The 18,219-nt window shown below is 56.9% G+C and carries 23 protein-coding genes and 1 tRNA gene; 15 read left to right on the top strand and 9 right to left on the bottom strand.

What is annotated here, in order from left to right:
- Positions 1 to 61 precede the first annotated feature (61 nt).
- The 5 genes from BBOMB_RS06755 to BBOMB_RS06740 form a co-directional block, all read right to left on the bottom strand.
- Positions 62 to 883 carry a hypothetical protein gene (locus tag BBOMB_RS06755; RefSeq protein WP_052377578.1) on the bottom strand — a complete coding sequence of 274 codons (822 nt, stop codon included), beginning with the start codon at positions 881 to 883 and terminating at the stop codon, positions 62 to 64.
- Positions 822 to 1,115: a hypothetical protein gene (locus tag BBOMB_RS08550; RefSeq protein WP_156097158.1), complete on the bottom strand. Its 294-nt coding sequence runs from the start codon at positions 1,113 to 1,115 to the stop codon at positions 822 to 824. Before BBOMB_RS08550 ends, BBOMB_RS06755 begins: the two co-directional genes overlap by 62 nt.
- 1 nt (position 1,116) lies before the next feature.
- On the bottom strand, positions 1,117 to 1,506 hold the full coding sequence (locus tag BBOMB_RS06750; RefSeq protein ID WP_044093330.1) for a hypothetical protein: 390 nt from the start codon (positions 1,504 to 1,506) through the stop codon (positions 1,117 to 1,119).
- A gap of 130 nt (positions 1,507 to 1,636) precedes the next feature.
- On the bottom strand, positions 1,637 to 3,001 hold the full coding sequence (locus BBOMB_RS06745) for a hypothetical protein (RefSeq protein ID WP_044093329.1): 1,365 nt from the start codon (positions 2,999 to 3,001) through the stop codon (positions 1,637 to 1,639).
- 80 nt (positions 3,002 to 3,081) lie between these two features.
- Positions 3,082 to 3,927: a YggS family pyridoxal phosphate-dependent enzyme gene (locus BBOMB_RS06740; RefSeq protein ID WP_044087849.1), complete on the bottom strand. Its 846-nt coding sequence runs from the start codon at positions 3,925 to 3,927 to the stop codon at positions 3,082 to 3,084.
- A gap of 479 nt (positions 3,928 to 4,406) precedes the next feature.
- On the opposite strand from BBOMB_RS06740, the gene BBOMB_RS06735 reads away from it, so the two are divergent.
- Entirely contained in the window at positions 4,407 to 5,366 is a 960-nt protein-coding gene (locus tag BBOMB_RS06735; protein ID WP_044087848.1) for a nucleoside hydrolase, read from the top strand.
- Between the two features lie 32 nt (positions 5,367 to 5,398).
- Positions 5,399 to 6,826 (top strand): MFS transporter, encoded by a 1,428-nt coding sequence (locus BBOMB_RS06730; RefSeq protein WP_044087847.1) that lies wholly within the window; start codon positions 5,399 to 5,401, stop codon positions 6,824 to 6,826.
- 198 nt (positions 6,827 to 7,024) lie between these two features.
- Here the strand turns inward: BBOMB_RS06730 and BBOMB_RS06725 are convergent, their stop codons facing one another.
- Genes BBOMB_RS06725 through BBOMB_RS08370 form a run of 3 tightly spaced genes read right to left on the bottom strand, consistent with a single transcriptional unit; the run spans position 7,025 to position 9,391 of the window.
- Positions 7,025 to 8,305, bottom strand: a complete 1,281-nt coding sequence (locus BBOMB_RS06725) for a glutamyl-Q tRNA(Asp) synthetase (protein ID WP_269146621.1) — start codon at positions 8,303 to 8,305, stop codon at positions 7,025 to 7,027.
- Complete coding sequence (locus BBOMB_RS08375) at positions 8,290 to 8,709, bottom strand: DUF3152 domain-containing protein (RefSeq protein WP_238549943.1); 420 nt, start codon at positions 8,707 to 8,709, stop codon at positions 8,290 to 8,292. The genes BBOMB_RS06725 and BBOMB_RS08375 overlap by 16 nt, the downstream gene beginning before the upstream one ends.
- Entirely contained in the window at positions 8,690 to 9,391 is a 702-nt protein-coding gene (locus tag BBOMB_RS08370; RefSeq protein ID WP_052377575.1) for a hypothetical protein, read from the bottom strand. Before BBOMB_RS08370 ends, BBOMB_RS08375 begins: the two co-directional genes overlap by 20 nt.
- Positions 9,392 to 9,674: 283 nt before the next feature.
- Here BBOMB_RS08370 and BBOMB_RS06715 point away from each other — a divergent pair.
- A tRNA-Lys gene (locus BBOMB_RS06715) sits at positions 9,675 to 9,748 on the top strand.
- Here BBOMB_RS06715 and BBOMB_RS07940 read toward each other — a convergent pair.
- Complete coding sequence (locus tag BBOMB_RS07940) at positions 9,714 to 10,124, bottom strand: helix-turn-helix domain-containing protein (protein ID WP_161787712.1); 411 nt, start codon at positions 10,122 to 10,124, stop codon at positions 9,714 to 9,716. The genes BBOMB_RS06715 and BBOMB_RS07940 overlap by 35 nt on opposite strands.
- 115 nt (positions 10,125 to 10,239) lie before the next feature.
- Between BBOMB_RS07940 and BBOMB_RS07935 the strand changes: the two genes are divergently transcribed.
- The 12 genes from BBOMB_RS07935 (at position 10,240) to BBOMB_RS07740 (ending at position 18,202) form a co-directional block, all read left to right on the top strand.
- Complete coding sequence (locus tag BBOMB_RS07935; RefSeq protein ID WP_081867438.1) at positions 10,240 to 10,452, top strand: helix-turn-helix domain-containing protein; 213 nt, start codon at positions 10,240 to 10,242, stop codon at positions 10,450 to 10,452.
- Positions 10,453 to 10,917: 465 nt separating this feature from the next.
- On the top strand, positions 10,918 to 11,394 hold the full coding sequence (locus tag BBOMB_RS08545; RefSeq protein ID WP_414133082.1) for a helix-turn-helix domain-containing protein: 477 nt from the start codon (positions 10,918 to 10,920) through the stop codon (positions 11,392 to 11,394).
- 254 nt (positions 11,395 to 11,648) lie between these two features.
- On the top strand, positions 11,649 to 11,951 hold the full coding sequence (locus BBOMB_RS07750; protein WP_052377574.1) for a WhiB family transcriptional regulator: 303 nt from the start codon (positions 11,649 to 11,651) through the stop codon (positions 11,949 to 11,951).
- Positions 11,920 to 12,162: a hypothetical protein gene (locus BBOMB_RS08125; protein ID WP_152570164.1), complete on the top strand. Its 243-nt coding sequence runs from the start codon at positions 11,920 to 11,922 to the stop codon at positions 12,160 to 12,162. Before BBOMB_RS07750 ends, BBOMB_RS08125 begins: the two co-directional genes overlap by 32 nt.
- 127 nt (positions 12,163 to 12,289) lie before the next feature.
- Positions 12,290 to 12,940 carry a hypothetical protein gene (locus BBOMB_RS07745; RefSeq protein ID WP_052377573.1) on the top strand — a complete coding sequence of 217 codons (651 nt, stop codon included), beginning with the start codon at positions 12,290 to 12,292 and terminating at the stop codon, positions 12,938 to 12,940.
- A gap of 726 nt (positions 12,941 to 13,666) precedes the next feature.
- Entirely contained in the window at positions 13,667 to 13,852 is a 186-nt protein-coding gene (locus BBOMB_RS06695; protein WP_044093328.1) for a hypothetical protein, read from the top strand.
- Complete coding sequence (locus BBOMB_RS06690; protein WP_044088157.1) at positions 13,849 to 14,043, top strand: hypothetical protein; 195 nt, start codon at positions 13,849 to 13,851, stop codon at positions 14,041 to 14,043. The genes BBOMB_RS06695 and BBOMB_RS06690 overlap by 4 nt, the downstream gene beginning before the upstream one ends.
- Before the next feature lie 52 nt (positions 14,044 to 14,095).
- Complete coding sequence (locus tag BBOMB_RS06685) at positions 14,096 to 15,571, top strand: hypothetical protein (RefSeq protein WP_156097156.1); 1,476 nt, start codon at positions 14,096 to 14,098, stop codon at positions 15,569 to 15,571.
- Positions 15,534 to 16,115, top strand: a complete 582-nt coding sequence (locus tag BBOMB_RS06680; protein WP_156097154.1) for a hypothetical protein — start codon at positions 15,534 to 15,536, stop codon at positions 16,113 to 16,115. Before BBOMB_RS06685 ends, BBOMB_RS06680 begins: the two co-directional genes overlap by 38 nt.
- Positions 16,116 to 16,148: 33 nt before the next feature.
- On the top strand, positions 16,149 to 16,880 hold the full coding sequence (locus BBOMB_RS06675) for a hypothetical protein (RefSeq protein ID WP_044093325.1): 732 nt from the start codon (positions 16,149 to 16,151) through the stop codon (positions 16,878 to 16,880).
- Positions 16,881 to 17,483: 603 nt separating this feature from the next.
- Positions 17,484 to 17,813 carry a hypothetical protein gene (locus BBOMB_RS06670; RefSeq protein ID WP_044088039.1) on the top strand — a complete coding sequence of 110 codons (330 nt, stop codon included), beginning with the start codon at positions 17,484 to 17,486 and terminating at the stop codon, positions 17,811 to 17,813.
- A gap of 86 nt (positions 17,814 to 17,899) precedes the next feature.
- Complete coding sequence (locus BBOMB_RS07740; RefSeq protein ID WP_081867449.1) at positions 17,900 to 18,202, top strand: nucleotidyl transferase AbiEii/AbiGii toxin family protein; 303 nt, start codon at positions 17,900 to 17,902, stop codon at positions 18,200 to 18,202.
- Positions 18,203 to 18,219: the final 17 nt, after the last annotated feature.

Genomic DNA, 18,219 nt, shown 5'->3' with positions numbered 1-18,219 from the left:
CAGTTTTATCACAAATATCAGCCCGTGAAGCGGACTATCACCTTCACGCGGAACAGCTTTCCTACAACGCCTCGACCTTGACTGGCTGCCGTTCGGCGCCGACGGCCGTCACTTTCTGCCCGGAATCAGCGGCGGGGACATACAACGCCACGACGTTGACATAGGTCACCCGCATGGTGCTCGTGGCCTTTCCGCCGCCGAACAACACCTTCTCCTCATCCGACGCGGTCTGCGATTCACGGCCCTCACCTGCCTGTCTGGTCCACTGCGAATCAATCTGGGCCATCACCAGATCACCGCCGTCGGCGGAGCGCATGACGTAAATGGCGCCTGGCTTGGGGGTGAAGACCTGAGATTGGCTGCCATTGTTGCGCTCCATGCCCTCCTGCACCGTCTGAGAGAGTTTGGACAAATCGTCGCGGAAATGATCATCGGCAAACCGTTTGTCATATTTGCTTTGCGAACCATACGTGAGCAGATCAGCATACTGCTGCACCGCCTGCTTAGGTGTGGTCACCAGTCCCGAATCATCGGCTTCTCCCATCTGAGAACCAATCGAAGGAATGGCGAACTTAGGCAAAGTCACGCTGGGAAACAGCCGGACGACCCCCCAAAGCTGATAATTGCTCCTGGCTTCGGACTGCCGCATGACCATGAGTCGCTTCGACTGCTGGTCGGAGGTGTTCGCAGTAATCGAGAAGACCGAACGAGGCCAGCCGGACGTCGTTGGGATGACCGTCTGAGCCAGGTCTCGCGGAATCGTCGTGCGTGGATCGAGTTTCCCCGTCGAAGCCGCTATCTGGAGTTCACTGGAACGGACCTCATAAGCCGGCCCAGTGACCCGGGGGTTGAGATCGGCGGCGTTTTTTTGTTTTATCCGCATGATCGAGCGTATCAATGATGGACTCACGAATCCTCTTCTCCTGCGCCTCGGTAAGATCGGGCACAGGCGTGGAATCAAGCTTCACATCAGGCTGCAGCGAAGCATTGCCGCAACCGGTCAAAGAAACCATCGTCAACAGGACCCCGAGAACGGATATCGCCACCAGCACACGACGCCGCAGTGATCGGGACATGGCTTCGGCCTTCAACCTACATATCATTCCACTCAGCATTTCATTCCCCATCCTTGCCTCGGCTTACGGCGTTCACTGCCTCGACGACCGCGTCGATGTCCTCCTCATCGACGGCCGCTTGACCAGGTGCACCCTCAGTACCTTCGATATCTTTGTTTTCCTGCGAATCGTCCATACGCGAGGCCACATCGTCGCCATCCACTACATCCGTCCCATTCGCCTCTTTTGTCTCTTCGACCGCCTGAGCGGCATCACTCTGCAAAGCAGTGTCGCTAGTGTTGTCAGAAACCTCAGCGCCGCCAGAGGTCGCGTTCGCATCAAGGATGCCACGTTCTCCATTCACCTCCCTCTTGGCGTCCGACTGAACGGCTCGACCGCCATCGGCATCCTTTTCGGTAGCATCGTTTCCTTCGTCGTTCTTCCGTGTCACCCCCTCCTTTCCGTGGGCCTCGTCGGAAGCTGCCCCAACGCCGCCACGCAAGGAATCGTCTTCCCGACCTTGTGATTCTTCCGGTTCGGCCGAATTTTCGACCTCTTGACCGTCACGAGATTCCTGTCCGCTACCAGAGTCCCGACTGACTCCGGATCCTTCGATGCTTCGGCGGTCCGCTCCACCTTCCGAGTCGGACTGAGTCGGTGATGGCTCGGGCTCGATATGCATCTGCTCCTCGTCCTGATCCTCGACTTCCTGAACCATTTGGCTTTCCTCCTGGGAAAGTCTCTCGAAATAGGCCTGCAAAGCATCGTCCGCAATGGCTGAAGTAAGCTCGATATCCCCGCCGTCCTCTGAATGAACGTCGCCGGTGGCAATGGTGCCAGCGGCCATACCGGATTCGCTTTCGACCCCCGTCCCCCCCGGCCTGCCGTACCAGATTGTGCAGCGACGGATCGACGATGCTCGGCCCCTGCTCCTGCAATTCACGGGCCGAACGCAATCCCTCCTCCGTGACGAGCGCCTCCTGCGCCACCTCTTGGGCGGTCTTTTTCGAATGCCTTCCCGGTCCGGAGGTATGCAGGCCCCTACGCAGCCCCTGCAACGATCCGGTCAATGCCTCCGTTATCGTCACCTCGCCCGGCGAGGCGTCACCGGCTTCGCCCTGCGCCTTTACCGGCTTTTTCCTCGGCTTCGGCGTCATCGCAAAGACGGAAGCGGACAGCACAGTGGCGATCACCAGCAGCGCAGCTGCGATGTAATACGGCAAAGCGGTGTTCGGCACTCTGCTTCGCACCCAACGCATGTTCACCTCACCCACGCGATCGGGCACCGCCTTGCCGAAATCGATGAGCGCCACCTGCGAGTCCTTGGCCTCCACCTTCATCGTCACCGGACGTCCTGCTTTAGCACATGCAACCTGCGACCACATGTCGGAATCCTCGAAGTCCACGGCGTTTTTGTCTGCGTCGGCCTTCTTTGCAGAATCCGAATCCGTCGACTTCGTCGCATCGCGTTCGGCCGTACCCTGCATCATCTGCGTGTGCAGCTGCGTGTGATCATGGAGACCGACGATTCTTTCATACTTGCTTCCGGCAAGCCAGCCGGATACGTCCTTGGCCAGGCCGATGGCCACACAGACCTTGCCCGGCTGCTCCTGCGACACCTTGGAACCCTCATCGGAACCGGCCGAACGACCTGCCCCATCCGCCGTCGCCTTATCCAAGCCAACCTGCAGATTTACCGTCCCGTCAAGCAGCGACAGCATTCCGGGATCCGTAACCGCATAGCGACTGGTCAGGTATCCGGTCGCCGTCACTGAAGCGTTGGGCTTCCACAGCGTGGCGTTGAGCAGGCCCAACGCGAAGAATGTCACTGCAAGCAAGCCGAAAACAGGCGCGACGATGCCGCGCATCACCTTTGCACGTTTCGTTGGCTTGCTGCGGGCTGCATCGGCCCGCTCGCCAGCTTCATGCCGTTCGCTTTCTTGCATAGCGCCTTCTTCGTTAGCAGTCATGGTACATAGATTCTACTAGCCCAGTCTGATAGCATGCCCGGTGTCGGACTACGCGGTCAGATGAAGGCGCGTTCTCCGAAGATGGCGGTGCCCATTCTTACAACCGTCGATCCCTCCGCGACCGCCGCAGCCATGTCATGGGTCATGCCCATGGAAAGCTCCTTGCAAGAAGACGTGCCCGGTTCTGCTGATGACAGGATCTGATCGCGCGTGCGGCGCAAATGGGCGAAGCCTTCACGCACCTTCTTCTCATCTTCCACGTTCGCACCAATGGTCATCAAACCTTGGAGTTCAAGGCCGTCAAGCACTCCGATCTGACCGGCCAACTCCACGGCGGAAGCGGGAGAACAACCGGACTTCGTTTTCTCTCCCGACTCGTTGACTTCCAGCAGAACACCCACCGTGATCCCACGGGCCACGGCACGGCGGGAAAGACGCTCGGCGGACAGCAAGGAATCGACCGACTCGATCGTATCGACCACCGGCAAAACCTTACCGATCTTGTTCGCTTGAAGCTGACCGATGACGTGGAACGGGATATGGACCATATCCGCACGCTCTTCAGCCGCGGCCGCGGCGCCGGAACCAACTGCATCATCTCTGCCGAGCGCGAACCCACGTTGGGCGCACAACCGCCTCAAGCCCTCCGCTTTGGCTTGGATTTCCTGGGGCCTATTCTCCCCGATCATACGGACGCCCGCGTCGATGGCTGCCATGATTTCGCCCACGTCACGAGTCTTGGTCGCTGCCAGCAGCTTCACTGATCCAGCGTCACGCCCAGCAGCGGACTCAGCCTCGGCAATGCCATCAAGCACACGGTGCACCCCGTCGCTAATCTTCCCAGCCCGTTGACTATCGACGGTCTCGTTGGCGAGATCCTTGTGATCCATATAAGCAGTCATCGTTTCCTCGCTTCCCGTTGTGATTGGTCATATCCATAGTATGCGCTCCCATGTCATCATGGTGCGTCGTCTGCGATCGAGGCGAACATGAGACGAAGCAGATTCCAAGACCGCGAGCCCACCTCCGATCATTCATAATCCGACGAGTATCGCAAGCCCACGTATATGCTCGGATTTACCATGGAACATGTCTGACGCCCCACGTACAGGATGCCGGCATATGTCCCCGACACCGCCATCCGGGCGATGCCGTCTCAGAACGAGGCCACCTCTACCTGGTCTGACGGGTCATGCAGGCATCTTCCTCCGCGCTGGACCCTGACTATACGATCTGAACCCAATAAAAACGATATTATATATAAATATTGCTAAATCACTTTATCAATATGTGGAAGCACGCCTGTAAGGCATGCGTCCTTACCGTTTGTCAATGTTGAGACGCATCTCAAGTCAGATGTCGCGAAGTTGAAAGGCGAATAATGAAGAAAATCATTCTTGATCTGGATACCGGCATTGATGACGCGCTTGCCATCTCCTATATCCTCGGCAGTCCCGAAGTCGAGCTGATCGGCATCACCAGTACATTCGGCAATGTGGTTCTGGAACAGGGCATACGCAACGACCTGGCCATCACCGATCTGCTTGGTCACCCGGAAGTGCCGGTCTATCGTGGTCAGTCACATGCCCTGACGGCGGATTCATTCACCGTCTCTGATATTTCAGCATTCATTCACGGCAAGAACGGCATCGGCGACGTGGAAATACCCGATTCCAAACGCACGGTGGAAACCGATATGAATGCTGTCGACTTCATTATCGCATCCGTCAAGAAGTACGGCAAAGACCTCACCTTCGTACCGACTGGCCCTGAGACGAACATCGCCAAAGCCTTGCAGAAAGCCCCTGAAATCAAAGACGAGATCGGCAACATCGTGATGATGGGCGGGGCACTGACCGTCTGCGGCAACTCGGCCCCGTGGGTCGAGGCCAACATCTCACAGGATCCGGAGGCCTGCGACCTGCTTTTCCGCTCTGGCGCACCGGTGACGATGATCGGTTTGGACGTCACGCTGCAGACCCTCATGACCTACGAACATTCCGAGCAATGGCGAGGAATCGGCACTCCAGCCGCCACGTTCCTGGCGGACATGGTCGATTTCTACATCAAAGCCTATGAAACCACCTCGCCGCATCTGGGAGGATGCGGACTGCACGATCCACTCGCCGCGGCCGTCGCAGTCGACCCCACGCTGGTGACCACGTTGCCGATCAACATGAAGGTCGAAACCGAAGCACCGACCCGTGGACGCACCATAGGAGACAACACTCGCCTCAATAACTCGAAGAAAACCATGCAAGTCGCCGTTGGAGTCGATGTTGACCGATTCCTCAACGAGTTCATGACCCGCATCGGCAATCTCGCAGCCTCCGCCAAGTAAGAAAACCCTGATTACATTTCAAGGATGAACATATGACAAAACAAAACAATCAGGACACGACCAGCTCCGTGCCTTCTTCAACAAAAGGGAATGACTCCGAGATTACCAGCGACATGGCAGTAAAGGCGCTCATCCCGCTTCTGATAACATTTGTTCTCGGCACCTTGTGCCTTCAAGGATTCAATCTGGTATTCACCCAGGTCGGTAAGGACGCTGGCGCACCCGCGCAAGCTTCACTCATCACAGCGCTGCCCAGCATCGTCTTGGGTATCGTCTGCTTCGTCTATGGCTCACTTGGTGACTTCGTCTCGCTGAAAAAACTGGTGGTCGCAGGCATCACACTACTGACCATAGGCTCGGTCTTCGGCTTCGTCGCGAACTCCTTCTTCCAAGCAAACATATGGACCGTCATCATCGCCCGAATCATACAGACGGCAGGTGAACAGGTGGCCGGGTCCGTCTACCTCGTGGTCGCCACCAAGTACCTCAAGGATTCACTGAAGGTCGTTTTCTTCGGAATCTTCACCGCCGGTTACCAGGTTTCCGCCGCCATCGGCGTTTTCGCCGCAGGTTTCCTGACCTCCATTCATTGGCAGTATCTCTTCCTAATCCCCGTCGTCACCGTCCTCTTCCTGCCGCTGCTGTTGCACAACCTTCCGAATCATTCCGACACTGGTGAAAAGGTCGACGTCTGGGGCTTCGTGATTTTCGGTGCCGCCACCGCATTCCTTACCCTGTTCTTCTCATACATGGCATGGTGGATGCTCGTAATCTCCGCGCTGCTCTATATCATCTTCGCGGTCTACATCCACAAGGCGAAGAATCCATTCATCACCCCGGATTTCTTCCATAACAAGCGTTGGATCATGGCGATTAGCCTTATCCTCCTATTCTACCTGCCCAACTACTCATTCTCACCAATCTTCAACGCCATCGGCGGTGAAATCTACCACCTCGGCACGCAGACCGTCTCGCTCTACATCGTGTGGGCCTTCGTAGTGGCCGCGATCTTCGGTACCTGCTCCGGCTGGATCATCGATAAGATTGGTAAGAAAGCCGGCATCATCTGCGCGGCCGTCCTGCAGCTGGCAGGCCTGATCATCGCCTCGTTCTGCATCAGAATCAGCCCGGCGGCGTTGGCCGCAGCCGGATGTCTGTACTATGCAGGAGTAGGGCTGCTGTACTCCCCCGTCGTCGACACCGTGTTGGAAACCCTCACGAAGGACGAATCCGGACGCGGCGTGGGCATGAACGATCTCGCCATGAACGTAGCCGGATCGGTCGGCATCGCCATCATCGGCGGACTGATGACCTCCAAGCCTCTGACCGGCTTCAGCCTGGCCGGAGCAACCGGATCAGCCGCGAACTACGGGAACCTGTTCCTTGTGGCTTCCATGGCGACGATCGTGGGCCTGGTCGTCTACCTCATCTTCAACAAGAAGATATATGCCGATGAGTGAATAGGGAAAGAAGCCCCTGTCCTCGTGTGTCTCCCGGGCGCCTTACCGGCACCTGGGAGACACGTCTTTTCGTTGGATTCCACATGTATTGGCCCGTCAGCGCTTCGTCCGTCATTGCGAAGACTTCGACCCAACGTTGGAGACGACCTCCATGACCCGTCTCTAACTCCTGCACCAAGTCGCCGCTTCTCGAACCGGTTACGCCACAGTCGCGCTTTTCGGGCTGACGAGTTCACTCTCCCAATTGACCGTCAACTTTCGGTCGGAAACATCGGTCTTGACCTGTTCCCAAGAAAACCGTTCCAACGCCTCTTGGGCATCCATCGGTACCGGTCCGGCAGCGCCGCAATTACCGATGCCGTCCGACTTGCGCACCCCAAGCAGCCAAGCGCAATAACCAATGACTTGCTCCGGCTCCACCCCGGCTGCACGGAGAACGCCAAGATCAGGCGAACGTTTGCGCTTGGCGAGACGCTGTCCCGAAGGAGCATCAATCAAGGGCACATGGGCATAGACCGGATTGACGGACGTTCCTACAGGACGAGCCTTCCCTGCGGCATCGCCCCGGTCTGATTCGGCGACGTCGTCTGAACCGATGCCGTAGCGTTCTGCGAAGCCCGAAGCAATCAAGGCCTTCCGAATCCATACCTGCAACGCGGTTGATCTCAACAGGTCGCGGCCACGGACGATGTCATTGACACCCATCAGCAAATCATCGACCACAACGACAAGCTGATAAGCGAAAACCCCATCCGAACGTCGGATCACCGTGTCGCCCACATCGCGCGCCAAATCAAAGACCTGCCTGCCGAACACGCGGTCGTCGAAGGCCACGGAACCCCCACCCATCTCATCGTCAGGCACCGCAATACGCCATGAATGCCGTCGTCTGGCTTCCAAGCGCGAGCGCACCTCATTGGGGTCACCGGCCAGCAACGCACGGCACGTTCCCGGATAGATCAGAAACCGATCGCCTTCCTGAGGAGCGCAGGCCGCTCGCAAATCCGCGCGTGAACAGAAGCAGGGATACACCAGCGGGAACCTGCCAGCACTTCCTTTCGGCACGTCCGGCAACCTTCCGGCCGACACAGATGAATCGCCCCGAGTGACCAATACCTTCCCGGACACGTGTGAACGGTCACCAAGAGGAGCGTCGGCATCTAAATCGATGGATTGCAAGGCATACAGCGCCTCGCGGTAAATCGCCGACCGCCGTGACTGGTAGACCGGCTCGCCATCCCAATCAAGCCCAAGCCAATGCAGATCGTCCATGATCCACTTGTCGGCATCGGGTACAGCACGAGAGCCGTCCACATCCTCGATGCGCAAAAACACCCGTCCCGGAAGCCCGATTACCGGATTGACTTGGGACTTGGCCGAAAGCCAAGCGGCGAGCATGGCATAGACGTTGCCTATGTGCATGCGACCAGATGGTGTGGGGGCGAACCGACCGACGGCCGTGTTCACTGGCTGATCCACAGTTCTACGTCCGTAGGCCACTCATTGGTGGTGCACCCGCCAAGATTCATCGACTGTTCCTGCATAAGCGGTGCCGGCTGGCCCGGCGCAGAGCAGAACGGTTCGTTGTCCATGTGCCCAAGCCTATGACCTACTTCATGGTTGATGACCATGACGCGGTAGCGGTCCATCGTGCCACCCGCGGCGAGCCACTGCGGGGTCCCTCCGTTCCACCGGTCGTCGTTGACGATGACCGCTTGGCCCACGCGACAGCTGTATTCATTGGAGCAGTCAGGCGAAAACGAGGTTATCTGGTCGCTTTGTGAAAGGTACAAAACCATGTCGCATCTGCTTGAATCGGCGCTGTATGTGAATGTGGCTCCGGCACGCGGCCAGCCGCGCGGGTCATTGAGCGTACGGAAGATGGTGTTCTCGAATATGACCAGATCGCTGACCGCCCCCCCGCGTAGCTACACAATAGGAATAGTCATGACGAGGCTTGCCGCTTTGCACAGCCGCCTCCTGGGCTTTGGCCAGGATGGCTGCCCTGTCAGTGTCGGTCAGTCGCGGCAGCGCTGTGACCTCGCCTCCCGCGACTTTCATCATTCGCGGTTCTTTCGACGAGGACTCTTCAGAACGTTTTTCCGAAGCGCCGGCTTCAATCCTCCGATCAGCGGCATCGGCGGATCTTGCCATACGCCGCTTACGTGCACCGACCTTCCTTGAACTCGAAACCACCGGGTTGTCTTGTGCCCCATCGACCGCCGAAAACAGACCTCTCCTTAACGACGGCACGAAATACACGGTGAGGGAGACGATGAGCAACACCACGACCACGAAGGACGCCCCGACCGCGATTCGACGACGGTAAACGGCTTTGCGTGCAACGCGACTCCTCTCTCCCGCATGCACACCCGCATTTGGACGCCGGGGCCCTTCGGAGTACTGCGCGGAATCAGAATCATCACGATGCCCATAAGGACCAGATTCTCCCGCCACTTGGCCTGACGAATGGACGTTCATGCCCACCAAGGGAGTTTCTTCATAAGGCGTGGCGGAATCTACGGCACCCTCGGGCTGAAGCCTCTGATTCTTCCCCTCATCCATGTGCATCCTTTCGCCACGTCACATCATTGACAGGCCGCCATGCAGGAACAAGAACCTGTCAAGTCCGTTTCATTCCGACACAAGTATACGACGCAGCCATACATACTGTCGCTAAACCGTCGCAGCTCAGCTGAGCTGCGTATATGCCGCAGCCATTTGAACGTGAACCGCCTGAAGTCGCTTGCGACGCCACCAACCCACGACGAACAAAGGATACGACACACCGATTTGCCTTTCATCAACAGCCCGCGTATAGTTCTTTCTTGGCTTTATGCTGACCAGCGCCCCTATAGCTCAGCTGGTTAGAGCAGCTGACTCTTAATCAGCGTGTCCGGGGTTCGAATCCCCGTGGGGGCACAGATACGGAACCCGCTTCGGCGGGTTCCTTTTTTTGTTCGTCCATCTCGCGGCTAAGCTGCATGAGCAACTCATTCTCACGACGCTTCTCTTCAAGTTTGCGATTCCGATTTGCTAAAAACTCAGCCATGTTTCGAGTATCAAGCAAACTATTCAGATCCATGTCTAGAGCATCAGCAATTGCCAGTCCTTCTTCAAAGCGTAAATGCCGGCTCCCATTTAGCATCTGTGACATTGTCGCACAACTTACATCAAGCTTTTCCACAAGATAGTTTTGAGACAAGCCTTTATCATGCAAAACTTTCTTCACGTTCCAGCAGAATGCTGTAGTTCGATACTCCGCCTTTTTCATAGTCGAAGCGTAACTCGTCTCCATAATACATATCCCTTCTCGCATAACATAACCTACAATCAACATAATAATCGATTTTGCGTTTTCAGATGATAGTTGTATAGTAATTTTTGGATATCCCAAAATAAAGGATCTGAATATGACTGTAAATTCACCTGTTCGCCGATGGCGCGTGGAACATCACATTTCGCAGAAAGATCTCGCTCACGAAATGGGAATATTTCAATCTACACCTTCGCAGAAAGAGCATGGCACACTCAACTGGCAATTCAACGATCTTTTATTTTTCCGCGATCAAGGACTCACATCTGATTTTGTTCTCGGTTTTGATGGACGTCTCCCATCCAGTTAGATGCTGTGAAATATAGATGACAAAGCAAATGCAATGAGAAGGTTAAATATGTATATGAGTTCACTGAAAAGGAAACCTATCAACCGCCCTATCAAGCGCAACATTGCGCACACTAGACGCCAGACCATCTGAAGGATCAGAAGCAGAACCCGACCGCATGTACCAAGAACACGATGTGCCTGCGTTTCTTCTTCCGCTGCGAACGGCTCTTGCATATCTTTGCTCATATTTCGGATTTTAGCCGATACCCCATAAATGAAAAATGCCGGTTCCAATGATCGAGATTGGAACCGGCTGTGTAACAGACGAGCGGCAGACCTGATTTATATTTATATGCACTGTCCTCAACCACTCACCATTAGGAGTCACACATGAGTGATTGTACTCGGCCTTCCTATAGAGGTCATATTCTGAAGAATACCCTATTGTTCGGGGTATGTGGGCGGACAGTCGTTACAAGCAGAGATGAGCTTGGTCACATCCACGACCCCAGCATCTCAGGCCGTCGTGATGCGATGCTGCACCACCCTTCTTATTCAGGGAGGACGGACTGATGGACATGACTTATTCCAGTTACCGTTCAGTTCCCTGGTCGCTCAATTGGAGGCTGATCCTATGAGCACGCAGTGCACGAGTTGGGCCTACCGGTGTCGTGTGGGCAATGCGACCGCAAAGGCGGTGCTGCTGTATCTAGCTGATAGGGCACCTGATGATGGAACGGGTGCTTGGCCGAGCGTGTCCACGATCTGCAAGTTACGGAGTTCAGGGAGCGGAGCGTACGCAACGCCCTCACATATCTGGAAGCTCACGGTTTCATTCGACGCGGCGACCAACGCCATGCAGCTCTGGCGCCAAGAGGGCGCACCAGGCCCAGACAGTATCGAAGTGTGGTATGGGATCTGGCAGTGGACACGGAGCCTGAACGTCTGTCAGCCTGGCTAGATTCCACACATGCTTCGGAGCATGAGGGTGACGGCGCAGACAAGTTGGTGAATCCTGATGGCCCAGGCACCAAAGGACATGCCGTACCCGACAATTCTAGGGGTGCATTAAATGCAGGTCTACTAAAACCACCAGTAAACAACCATCAATTACCCCCTCACGGGTCACCCGTTCGCCGGCCGCGCGCCAACGCCGAAACGTTCGCCTCTCCAAGGAACGGGGTTCATCGCCCGTATCAATGGGAAGGACTCGAAATGACATCATCAGGAGCGAATTTCAAAAGCGCCGTCGGGAAACGTCTGAACGCGCGGGGCGGCACAGCCCAACTGTGCAGATCGTTCCCGCAGCCGTTCGCTGATGCAATGTGGGGACTGGACGAGGAGATTGACTCCACGTCGGAAGGGCAAGTACTCCAACGAGCGGGGGCTGCTGTGTGCGGTGTGTGCCCCTTGCGGATCAACTGCATGGCTCAGGCGATCGCACGCCGTGACCGATACGGGCTGTCGGGCGGCCCTAGGATGGACGATGCGCAAGCAGGTCGCCAGACTCGCGGCTGAGGATGGGGTAGACGTCGCTCATGGATCCGAGCGCAGCCGCTACCGCACGATGCTTTCCTGGCTGACATCAAATCCCGATGCCGAAGCACGGGCCAAGGTCGTCGAGGCCGAGAACCGTAGGAGACAGCGCAGAAAAGGACGCGCGAGGACACCCACGCTCCCCCGAATCCGCGCGTGGGGTCCGGCTCCAGGCCAGATGTCGTTGTTCTGACATGTCTTCGTGCGGGCATACAGACAAGTCTGCAAGATGGAAAACATACAACCATACGGTGGAATTGGAAACAGGAGAACATCATGGAAGAAAATAAAGGCACTGCAAAGGAACAGCACTCACGCAAGTGGTAAGACCGGCCATCGTCATCACTGCGATTGTGTTGGTGTTGGTGTTGTGTGCGGGCGGCTGGACGGTGTGGCGGCATCATGAGGACACACAGGCCAGGCAGGAGTGCACAAGGATCCACTCAGCGGCGCTGCCAGGCTCGCAGCCGGTACCTCGTCCAGCTCGCGGACGGCACGCTCAAGGAAGCCAAGGGCGTGACCGTCGGACAGGTAAGGACCCCGGGACCGTCACGACCCTGGCCGACGATTCCGGACACGTGGGGCCGGACATACCCTCCTGCCCCACCGCAGGCCGTGACGTCGTACGTAAGACGAGCGCAGGGATCGGGAGAGCCCGGTCATGGTATGCGAGGCAGGCCGGGACCCTCAAAACTGATGCGAAGGCAGTGCTCGCCTCCAGGGACGCAAGGATATTGGCGGACGCTCAGGGCGTGTACGACTCTTCTGCGGGCAGGGTCACGGACGAGAACACCCGCACCACGCTCAAGGCCATGCTTGACAGGAAGGATGCACAGGCGGTCAAGGGTGCTGTGGATGCGGTGAACGCGAGCGTGCAGGCCAAGACCGAGGCCGACCGCATCGCCGCCGAAGCCGCCGCCCAAGCCCAAGCCCAAGCCCAAGCACAGGCCCAGGCCGCACAGCAGGCGTAGCAGGCTAGGCCGCGATACACGGGCAGCGGCGCAACCGCACCCCAACAGACCCAAGGCGGCGGAGGGTCTTGGCGAGACCACGTGAACATAGTAAATCCAAGTCCATGTCAGAAAGGTGGAGCCTGCGGCATTGGCTGATTGATTCGGTCGTTTTTCGGGCCCTGGCGGGTTTCCGTCGGGGCCTTTTCCGTGCCTGGAAAAAAGTCGGTTTTGGTTCCGCCGGCATTCCCGAACTGGTGCATAGTAGATAACGAGGGTCCGTGAAGGACCGTAGGAAAACAGAAAAACAGAAAAACAAGGAAAAAGTCCGGCGTCGTCACATGAATCTTGGCGGATCGTTGACGGCGGCCGGCCCGGTCGGAGACGGGTGTATGCCCGCCTCCCTCAATGATAGTTGAGGAGCACTATATGAAACCTACAGGCGGGCATGGCGCATACCCGTCCCCTGACACCACTTCACCGCTTGGGACACCCGAACCTGATAGTCCCCTCCGTCTTCGGCGCTCGGGTGGTTCCGCCCATGGCGGGCGGAAAGCGGTTTGTATATACAAACCGTCTAGCTTGCTGCCATTCCTGTATAACGTTTCTCATTGTCTTGCATGGCCTGCGTGGTATCCTTGTCAACCATAGGGATGACAATCAGGAGTAACGAGGGCGGCGCCCAGGCGCGCGCCAGGGCGTTCACGCACGCCTCCGGCGGGCTGTCCCAGGTCGGCAGGCTCGCCGGTGCCCGACACGTTCGCCGGTCACCTGCCGATGCTCGCCACGGCGTGCCAGTCAATGGCCAAGCTGGACGCCGACCTGCGCAGGCAGGCCGCCGCGTACGCGGCGCGCGGCCATGACGTGAAAGCAGTGCATGTGCAACTGCACGAGACCGATGTCGCGGACGCCAAAGGGGTGGTGTCGGTATGAGCATGGTTGCGCAGTCGATTGACGATCTGGAGTCCGAGGCCTCCCGCATCGCGGGCGTTGCGGGCGACGCTGACGCCCATGTGCACGGCTCCACCTCGCAGCCCGCGAGCACTGCCGCGATCGCTTCTGCAGCGGTGCGCAGGCTCGCCGCCATGGCAGGTCAGCTCGAAAAGATCGCCGGCGAACGATAGCAGGAAGACATTAGGGACTCTTACACACATCGGAGTGAAAGGCGAAGACGACATGGGCATTAGGTTCGACAGGGAGCTAGTGCGCGACGCGATGCAAGCCATGCTGCGCGCGTGCGACAAACGCGATCAGGCCATAGAAGAGGGCATCCGCGCGTGCAACGACTTCATCGCCGACACGAACCTGACCGGCAAGGCATGGCAAGCCGCCAAGGCCGACACACAGGCTCACCAGAAACACGACCTCGAACTCCTGCGCGAACGCAACGAGGAGCACCGGCAGGCCGCCAAACAGACCATCGACCTGGCGGACAGCGCCCCGTACTCGATGATCGACGTGGATGAGGGCAACGCCCTCATCGCACGCCTGAAGGCCATCGACTCCAGGATCGCGGCGATACCCCGGCAGGTCGAGCCCTCCGTGCGCGGCGAGTTCCAGGCCACCGCCGACACCATGCGGGGCGCCGTGGCGAACTACATCGCATGGATCCGGCGCAACAACGCCATCGCCGAGGAAATCGACCAGCAGGGCCTGGCCATCTGGCGACCACTCGACCAACCCATCGCCACCAGCGACAACACGGGCCATGCCGTAGACGCCAACGCGGTCATGGCCAAGTTCCTCGACGACAAGATCAGCAAAAAAGACATGATCAAGTTCTTCAAAAAGCAGTATGGTATGCTCAAGGAGGATGCCGAATTCCTTGCTGACTTCACCAATAAATACCGCAAGTGGGCGAAGAAGCATCCGGTGTTTGACCAGAATGGGAATGTGGCTGATCTAGGCTATCTCTACTGCACTCTCCTGGCGAACATCGCCTACGGTGACGACGGCATATCTCGCTTTATGTGGGCCATTTCCGCCGGTACAGAAAGCAAGACCAAGACAGAACAGTTTCTGATTGACGAACTTGGACACTCACCCAAAGACGCTTCGAAGGTTGTGGGTAATCTAAAGAACAGGCAGAATGATGGAAAGGGCACTTCTGATTTTCTGCATGAGATGGGATCGTTGGCTGCAATGCAGAATCCGAGCAACGGGCATCTGGCTTCCAGCCTGAGCAACTTCACGTGGTCGAACGGTCCACGCAACCAGGAGGAGTCCACTTGGGGTGGCGACATCGCCAGCGGCAAGGCGAGGTTCGACCTTAAGGACATGAACGCCGACATGGACGCCATAAACATCCAGAAGCGCATCGAAAAAGCAGCTGGACCACTGCACCTCAATCGCGTGGACACGATTGGCATCGCCATGCAATACCACCAGGAGATCGTCGCAGGCAAAACCAACCGCGCCGACGAGTTCTGCGCCAACTACGGCAACGGAGATCCGGTAAAGGGACAGAAATGGCTCCAGGACAACGCACAAAGCGTCGGCACAAACTCGATAGGCGGATTCGTCATCAAGGAGAAAGGCGTAAGCTCCAACGGTAATCCAGTCAGCGGAGACGATCAGAAAGCTGCCGCCGACGCGTTCAACAAGCAGATCGACAATGAAAGGAAGCACGGCAATGACGCACCCCTCCAATAATCCGAAACGCCGCAGGCACTGGCCGCGTGTACTTGCCGTATTCCTGACGATCGTGCTGGCTTTTGGCGCGTGGGGCGGATGGCATATGTGGCGCACTTCCCTACCCGTCAGCCACGCACACAACGACCCGATGACCGTGCAGATGCGCGCCATGTTCAGGGAGTATGGGACCCTCCAGAAAGCCATCGCGGCCAGCGATGACAAAGACATCAAGTATCGGAAGCTCGATTACGATATGGGCAATTACATCTCATTTGTAGACGTCACCATGGATGGGAAGACCATGGAAATCATCAGCAATGCCGGACACATTATCGATGATGGCGATGCCTACAGCATCGGTTTTTATCCTGCCACGTCGAATCCCGGCACGGACGTGTGTTCAAGCACTCTATGGCTTAGCGATAAGACTGCCGACTATTTCAGGGACTGCGATACTGGGAAAGAAGAACAAACCTCATTGGGCATGTCACGCGCACAGCAGGAACAGCTGGCCCGCAAAGCTTGCTGGAAGCTGATTGATACGGCGGTTGCACATTGGTGATGGTGTCGGCTCTCCGGCCGTAGAATACCGTTCATGACCGGTTATGATTTGCGTCAGTATTCGTTTGGAGAGGCGCTTGGTCCGGTGTCGTGCTCGGAATCGACACTGAGGCGAAAACTTAACGAGAACGGCCACGGTCTGGGGGCCACGAAGCTAAAGCTGCCGACGCGTTCAACAAGCGGATCGACAATGAACGGAAGCACGGCAATGACGCACCCCTCCAATAGTCCAAAGCGCCGCAGGCGCTGGCCGCGTGTACTTGCCGTATTCCTGACGGTCGTGCTGGCTTTTGGCGCGTGGGGTGGATGGCATGCGTGGCGCACTTCCCTACCCGTCAGCCACGCACACAACGACCCGATGACCGTGCAGATGCGCGCCATGTTCAAAAGCTATCCGCATTTGCGCGATGCCATAAAGGCCAGTGGAAGTGAGCATATCCAATATCGAGAAGAAAGCCTGGATACTTGGAGGCAATACGCGTATGCGGACATTAGGATGAATGGCAAAATCGTGGAAGTCAGCAGCGCTTCGTTTGAGGAAGAAGAGACACAGTATGAGGTCTCCTTTTATCCCAATAAGGCGAATCCTGCCACGGACGAATGCTCAAGCAGTCTATGGCTTAGCAATAAGACTGCCGGCTATTTCGAGGACTGCTCTACTGGGAAAGAGGAACAATCCTCATTGGGCATGTCACGCACACAGCAGGAACAGCTGGCCCGCAAAGCTTGCTGGAAGCTGATTGATACGGCGGTTGCACATTGGTGATGATGTCGGCTCTCCGATCGTAGAATACCATTCGTGACCTGTCGGATGAACCGGTCGGTGACGGCAGGATCGAGGCGTTGCGTGAGGAGAACACGAGCCTGCGCATCGAGAACGCGCTCAGGCTGATCTATGGCGGGCTGAAATATTCGTAAGAGGTCTCGCGTGTGCACCGTCCGCTCGTAGCGTCCATACCGGTCGGCAATCGTCTGGTCGTTGTCGATGCCGATGTACGCACGCCAGGTGCGGCCGACGTGCACGCACCTTGAGACGAGCAGCGTAATGTGTGGCCTAGGCTGAGTGTGCTCGCCATGAGTTGTGCCAGTGTTGTTTGAGGTTTTCGTTTGATGGCTTTGCGCGTGTAGGTTTCAGTTTTCTTTTTGTCGCATGCTATCCAAGCGAGGTAGGCGGCGATAGCGGGCTCGCCTGGAATCCGCCAAGGCCGATGTCAAAAAGGACATCGTGTCGGTACACGTCGGTGGCGACGAAAGAACCTTCCAGGCTTTGTGGATGAAGTACCACAAGTAGTGGGGATGAACCTAGGTGGGAGCTTGATCCTGTTGTATTGTAGAGGTAGTTAATATGCGCATATCGAAGGGAGGGATCATGAAGTACGTTACCGGCGTCCAGGCGTTGAATCTGGGAGACAGGACCGATACTCCCGGTGATTGGCATCACAGCGCCCTGGACTGGGATCACTTGTACATGCTTGACACAGACACCTCCCCTTTCAGTTCTTACGGCATCAATCCATCATGCCTTGTACCTGAGCATGGGAAACTGCCGGTGGCCTCGCATGTACGCGCCTGCCTTGATCTGATCGAGCAGGGGTATTATTCGGATGCGCAGGGCATGCGGGATAACTTCATCAGCAACAGCGCTTACGACCAGGAGATCATGGACCACGTCTGGCTGTTGAGAGACCGGCCTGAGTGACCCCAGATCGACCATTTCATGGGTCATGAGTATTGGGGCAAATGGCTCGCCTACAAGGATGCCCATACACAGAAAGTTGGATGATCATGGATCTTGGCGCTAATCGTAAGGCCATCGAAACGGTGTTGGATGGCTTGAACTCGCAAGATAACAATCCCTTCATTTTGAAGGGTGGTACGGCGCTCATGGAGTGTTATGGGCTGGATCGGTTCAGCGAGGACATCGATCTTGACGCTCACCACGCTTCCGTGCCTGCAAAACGTTTTTTCAATACACTTGAGCAGATTTGCAAAGCCAATGGATACCAATGCAGGCAAGCGAAGGCGGCACCCTATCTGCAGCGTGCGTTCATCACCTACGGCGATCTGAACACCCCGCTGAAAGTCTAGGTATCGCATCGTGAGAA

The organism is Bifidobacterium bombi DSM 19703, assembly GCF_000737845.1.
In the GTDB taxonomy this organism is placed as follows: Bacteria; Actinomycetota; Actinomycetes; order Actinomycetales; family Bifidobacteriaceae; genus Bifidobacterium; species Bifidobacterium bombi.
This window is presented reverse-complemented; position numbering and strand designations above follow the sequence as displayed.

What these genes read in the sequence shown, in the direction of transcription:
- BBOMB_RS06740 (WP_044087849.1), bottom strand. Translation starts at nt 3,927, where the DNA reads ATGACTGCTTATATGGATCACAAGGATCTCGCCAACGAGACCGTCGAT.
- BBOMB_RS08370 (WP_052377575.1), bottom strand. Translation starts at nt 9,391, where the DNA reads ATGGATGAGGGGAAGAATCAGAGGCTTCAGCCCGAGGGTGCCGTAGAT.
- BBOMB_RS06755 (WP_052377578.1), bottom strand. Translation starts at nt 883, where the DNA reads ATGCGGATAAAACAAAAAAACGCCGCCGATCTCAACCCCCGGGTCACT.
- BBOMB_RS08550 (WP_156097158.1), bottom strand. Translation starts at nt 1,115, where the DNA reads ATGCTGAGTGGAATGATATGTAGGTTGAAGGCCGAAGCCATGTCCCGA.
- BBOMB_RS07940 (WP_161787712.1), bottom strand. Translation starts at nt 10,124, where the DNA reads ATGGAGACGAGTTACGCTTCGACTATGAAAAAGGCGGAGTATCGAACT.
- BBOMB_RS07935 (WP_081867438.1), top strand. Translation starts at nt 10,240, where the DNA reads ATGACTGTAAATTCACCTGTTCGCCGATGGCGCGTGGAACATCACATT.
- BBOMB_RS06670 (WP_044088039.1), top strand. Translation starts at nt 17,484, where the DNA reads ATGAAGTACGTTACCGGCGTCCAGGCGTTGAATCTGGGAGACAGGACC.
- BBOMB_RS06680 (WP_156097154.1), top strand. Translation starts at nt 15,534, where the DNA reads ATGAAAGGAAGCACGGCAATGACGCACCCCTCCAATAATCCGAAACGC.
- BBOMB_RS07740 (WP_081867449.1), top strand. Translation starts at nt 17,900, where the DNA reads ATGGATCTTGGCGCTAATCGTAAGGCCATCGAAACGGTGTTGGATGGC.
- BBOMB_RS06675 (WP_044093325.1), top strand. Translation starts at nt 16,149, where the DNA reads ATGACCGGTTATGATTTGCGTCAGTATTCGTTTGGAGAGGCGCTTGGT.
- BBOMB_RS08545 (WP_414133082.1), top strand. Translation starts at nt 10,918, where the DNA reads ATGAGCTTGGTCACATCCACGACCCCAGCATCTCAGGCCGTCGTGATG.
- BBOMB_RS06690 (WP_044088157.1), top strand. Translation starts at nt 13,849, where the DNA reads ATGAGCATGGTTGCGCAGTCGATTGACGATCTGGAGTCCGAGGCCTCC.
- BBOMB_RS06735 (WP_044087848.1), top strand. Translation starts at nt 4,407, where the DNA reads ATGAAGAAAATCATTCTTGATCTGGATACCGGCATTGATGACGCGCTT.
- BBOMB_RS08125 (WP_152570164.1), top strand. Translation starts at nt 11,920, where the DNA reads ATGCGCAAGCAGGTCGCCAGACTCGCGGCTGAGGATGGGGTAGACGTC.
- BBOMB_RS07750 (WP_052377574.1), top strand. Translation starts at nt 11,649, where the DNA reads ATGACATCATCAGGAGCGAATTTCAAAAGCGCCGTCGGGAAACGTCTG.
- BBOMB_RS06745 (WP_044093329.1), bottom strand. Translation starts at nt 3,001, where the DNA reads ATGCAAGAAAGCGAACGGCATGAAGCTGGCGAGCGGGCCGATGCAGCC.
- BBOMB_RS06685 (WP_156097156.1), top strand. Translation starts at nt 14,096, where the DNA reads ATGGGCATTAGGTTCGACAGGGAGCTAGTGCGCGACGCGATGCAAGCC.
- BBOMB_RS06730 (WP_044087847.1), top strand. Translation starts at nt 5,399, where the DNA reads ATGACAAAACAAAACAATCAGGACACGACCAGCTCCGTGCCTTCTTCA.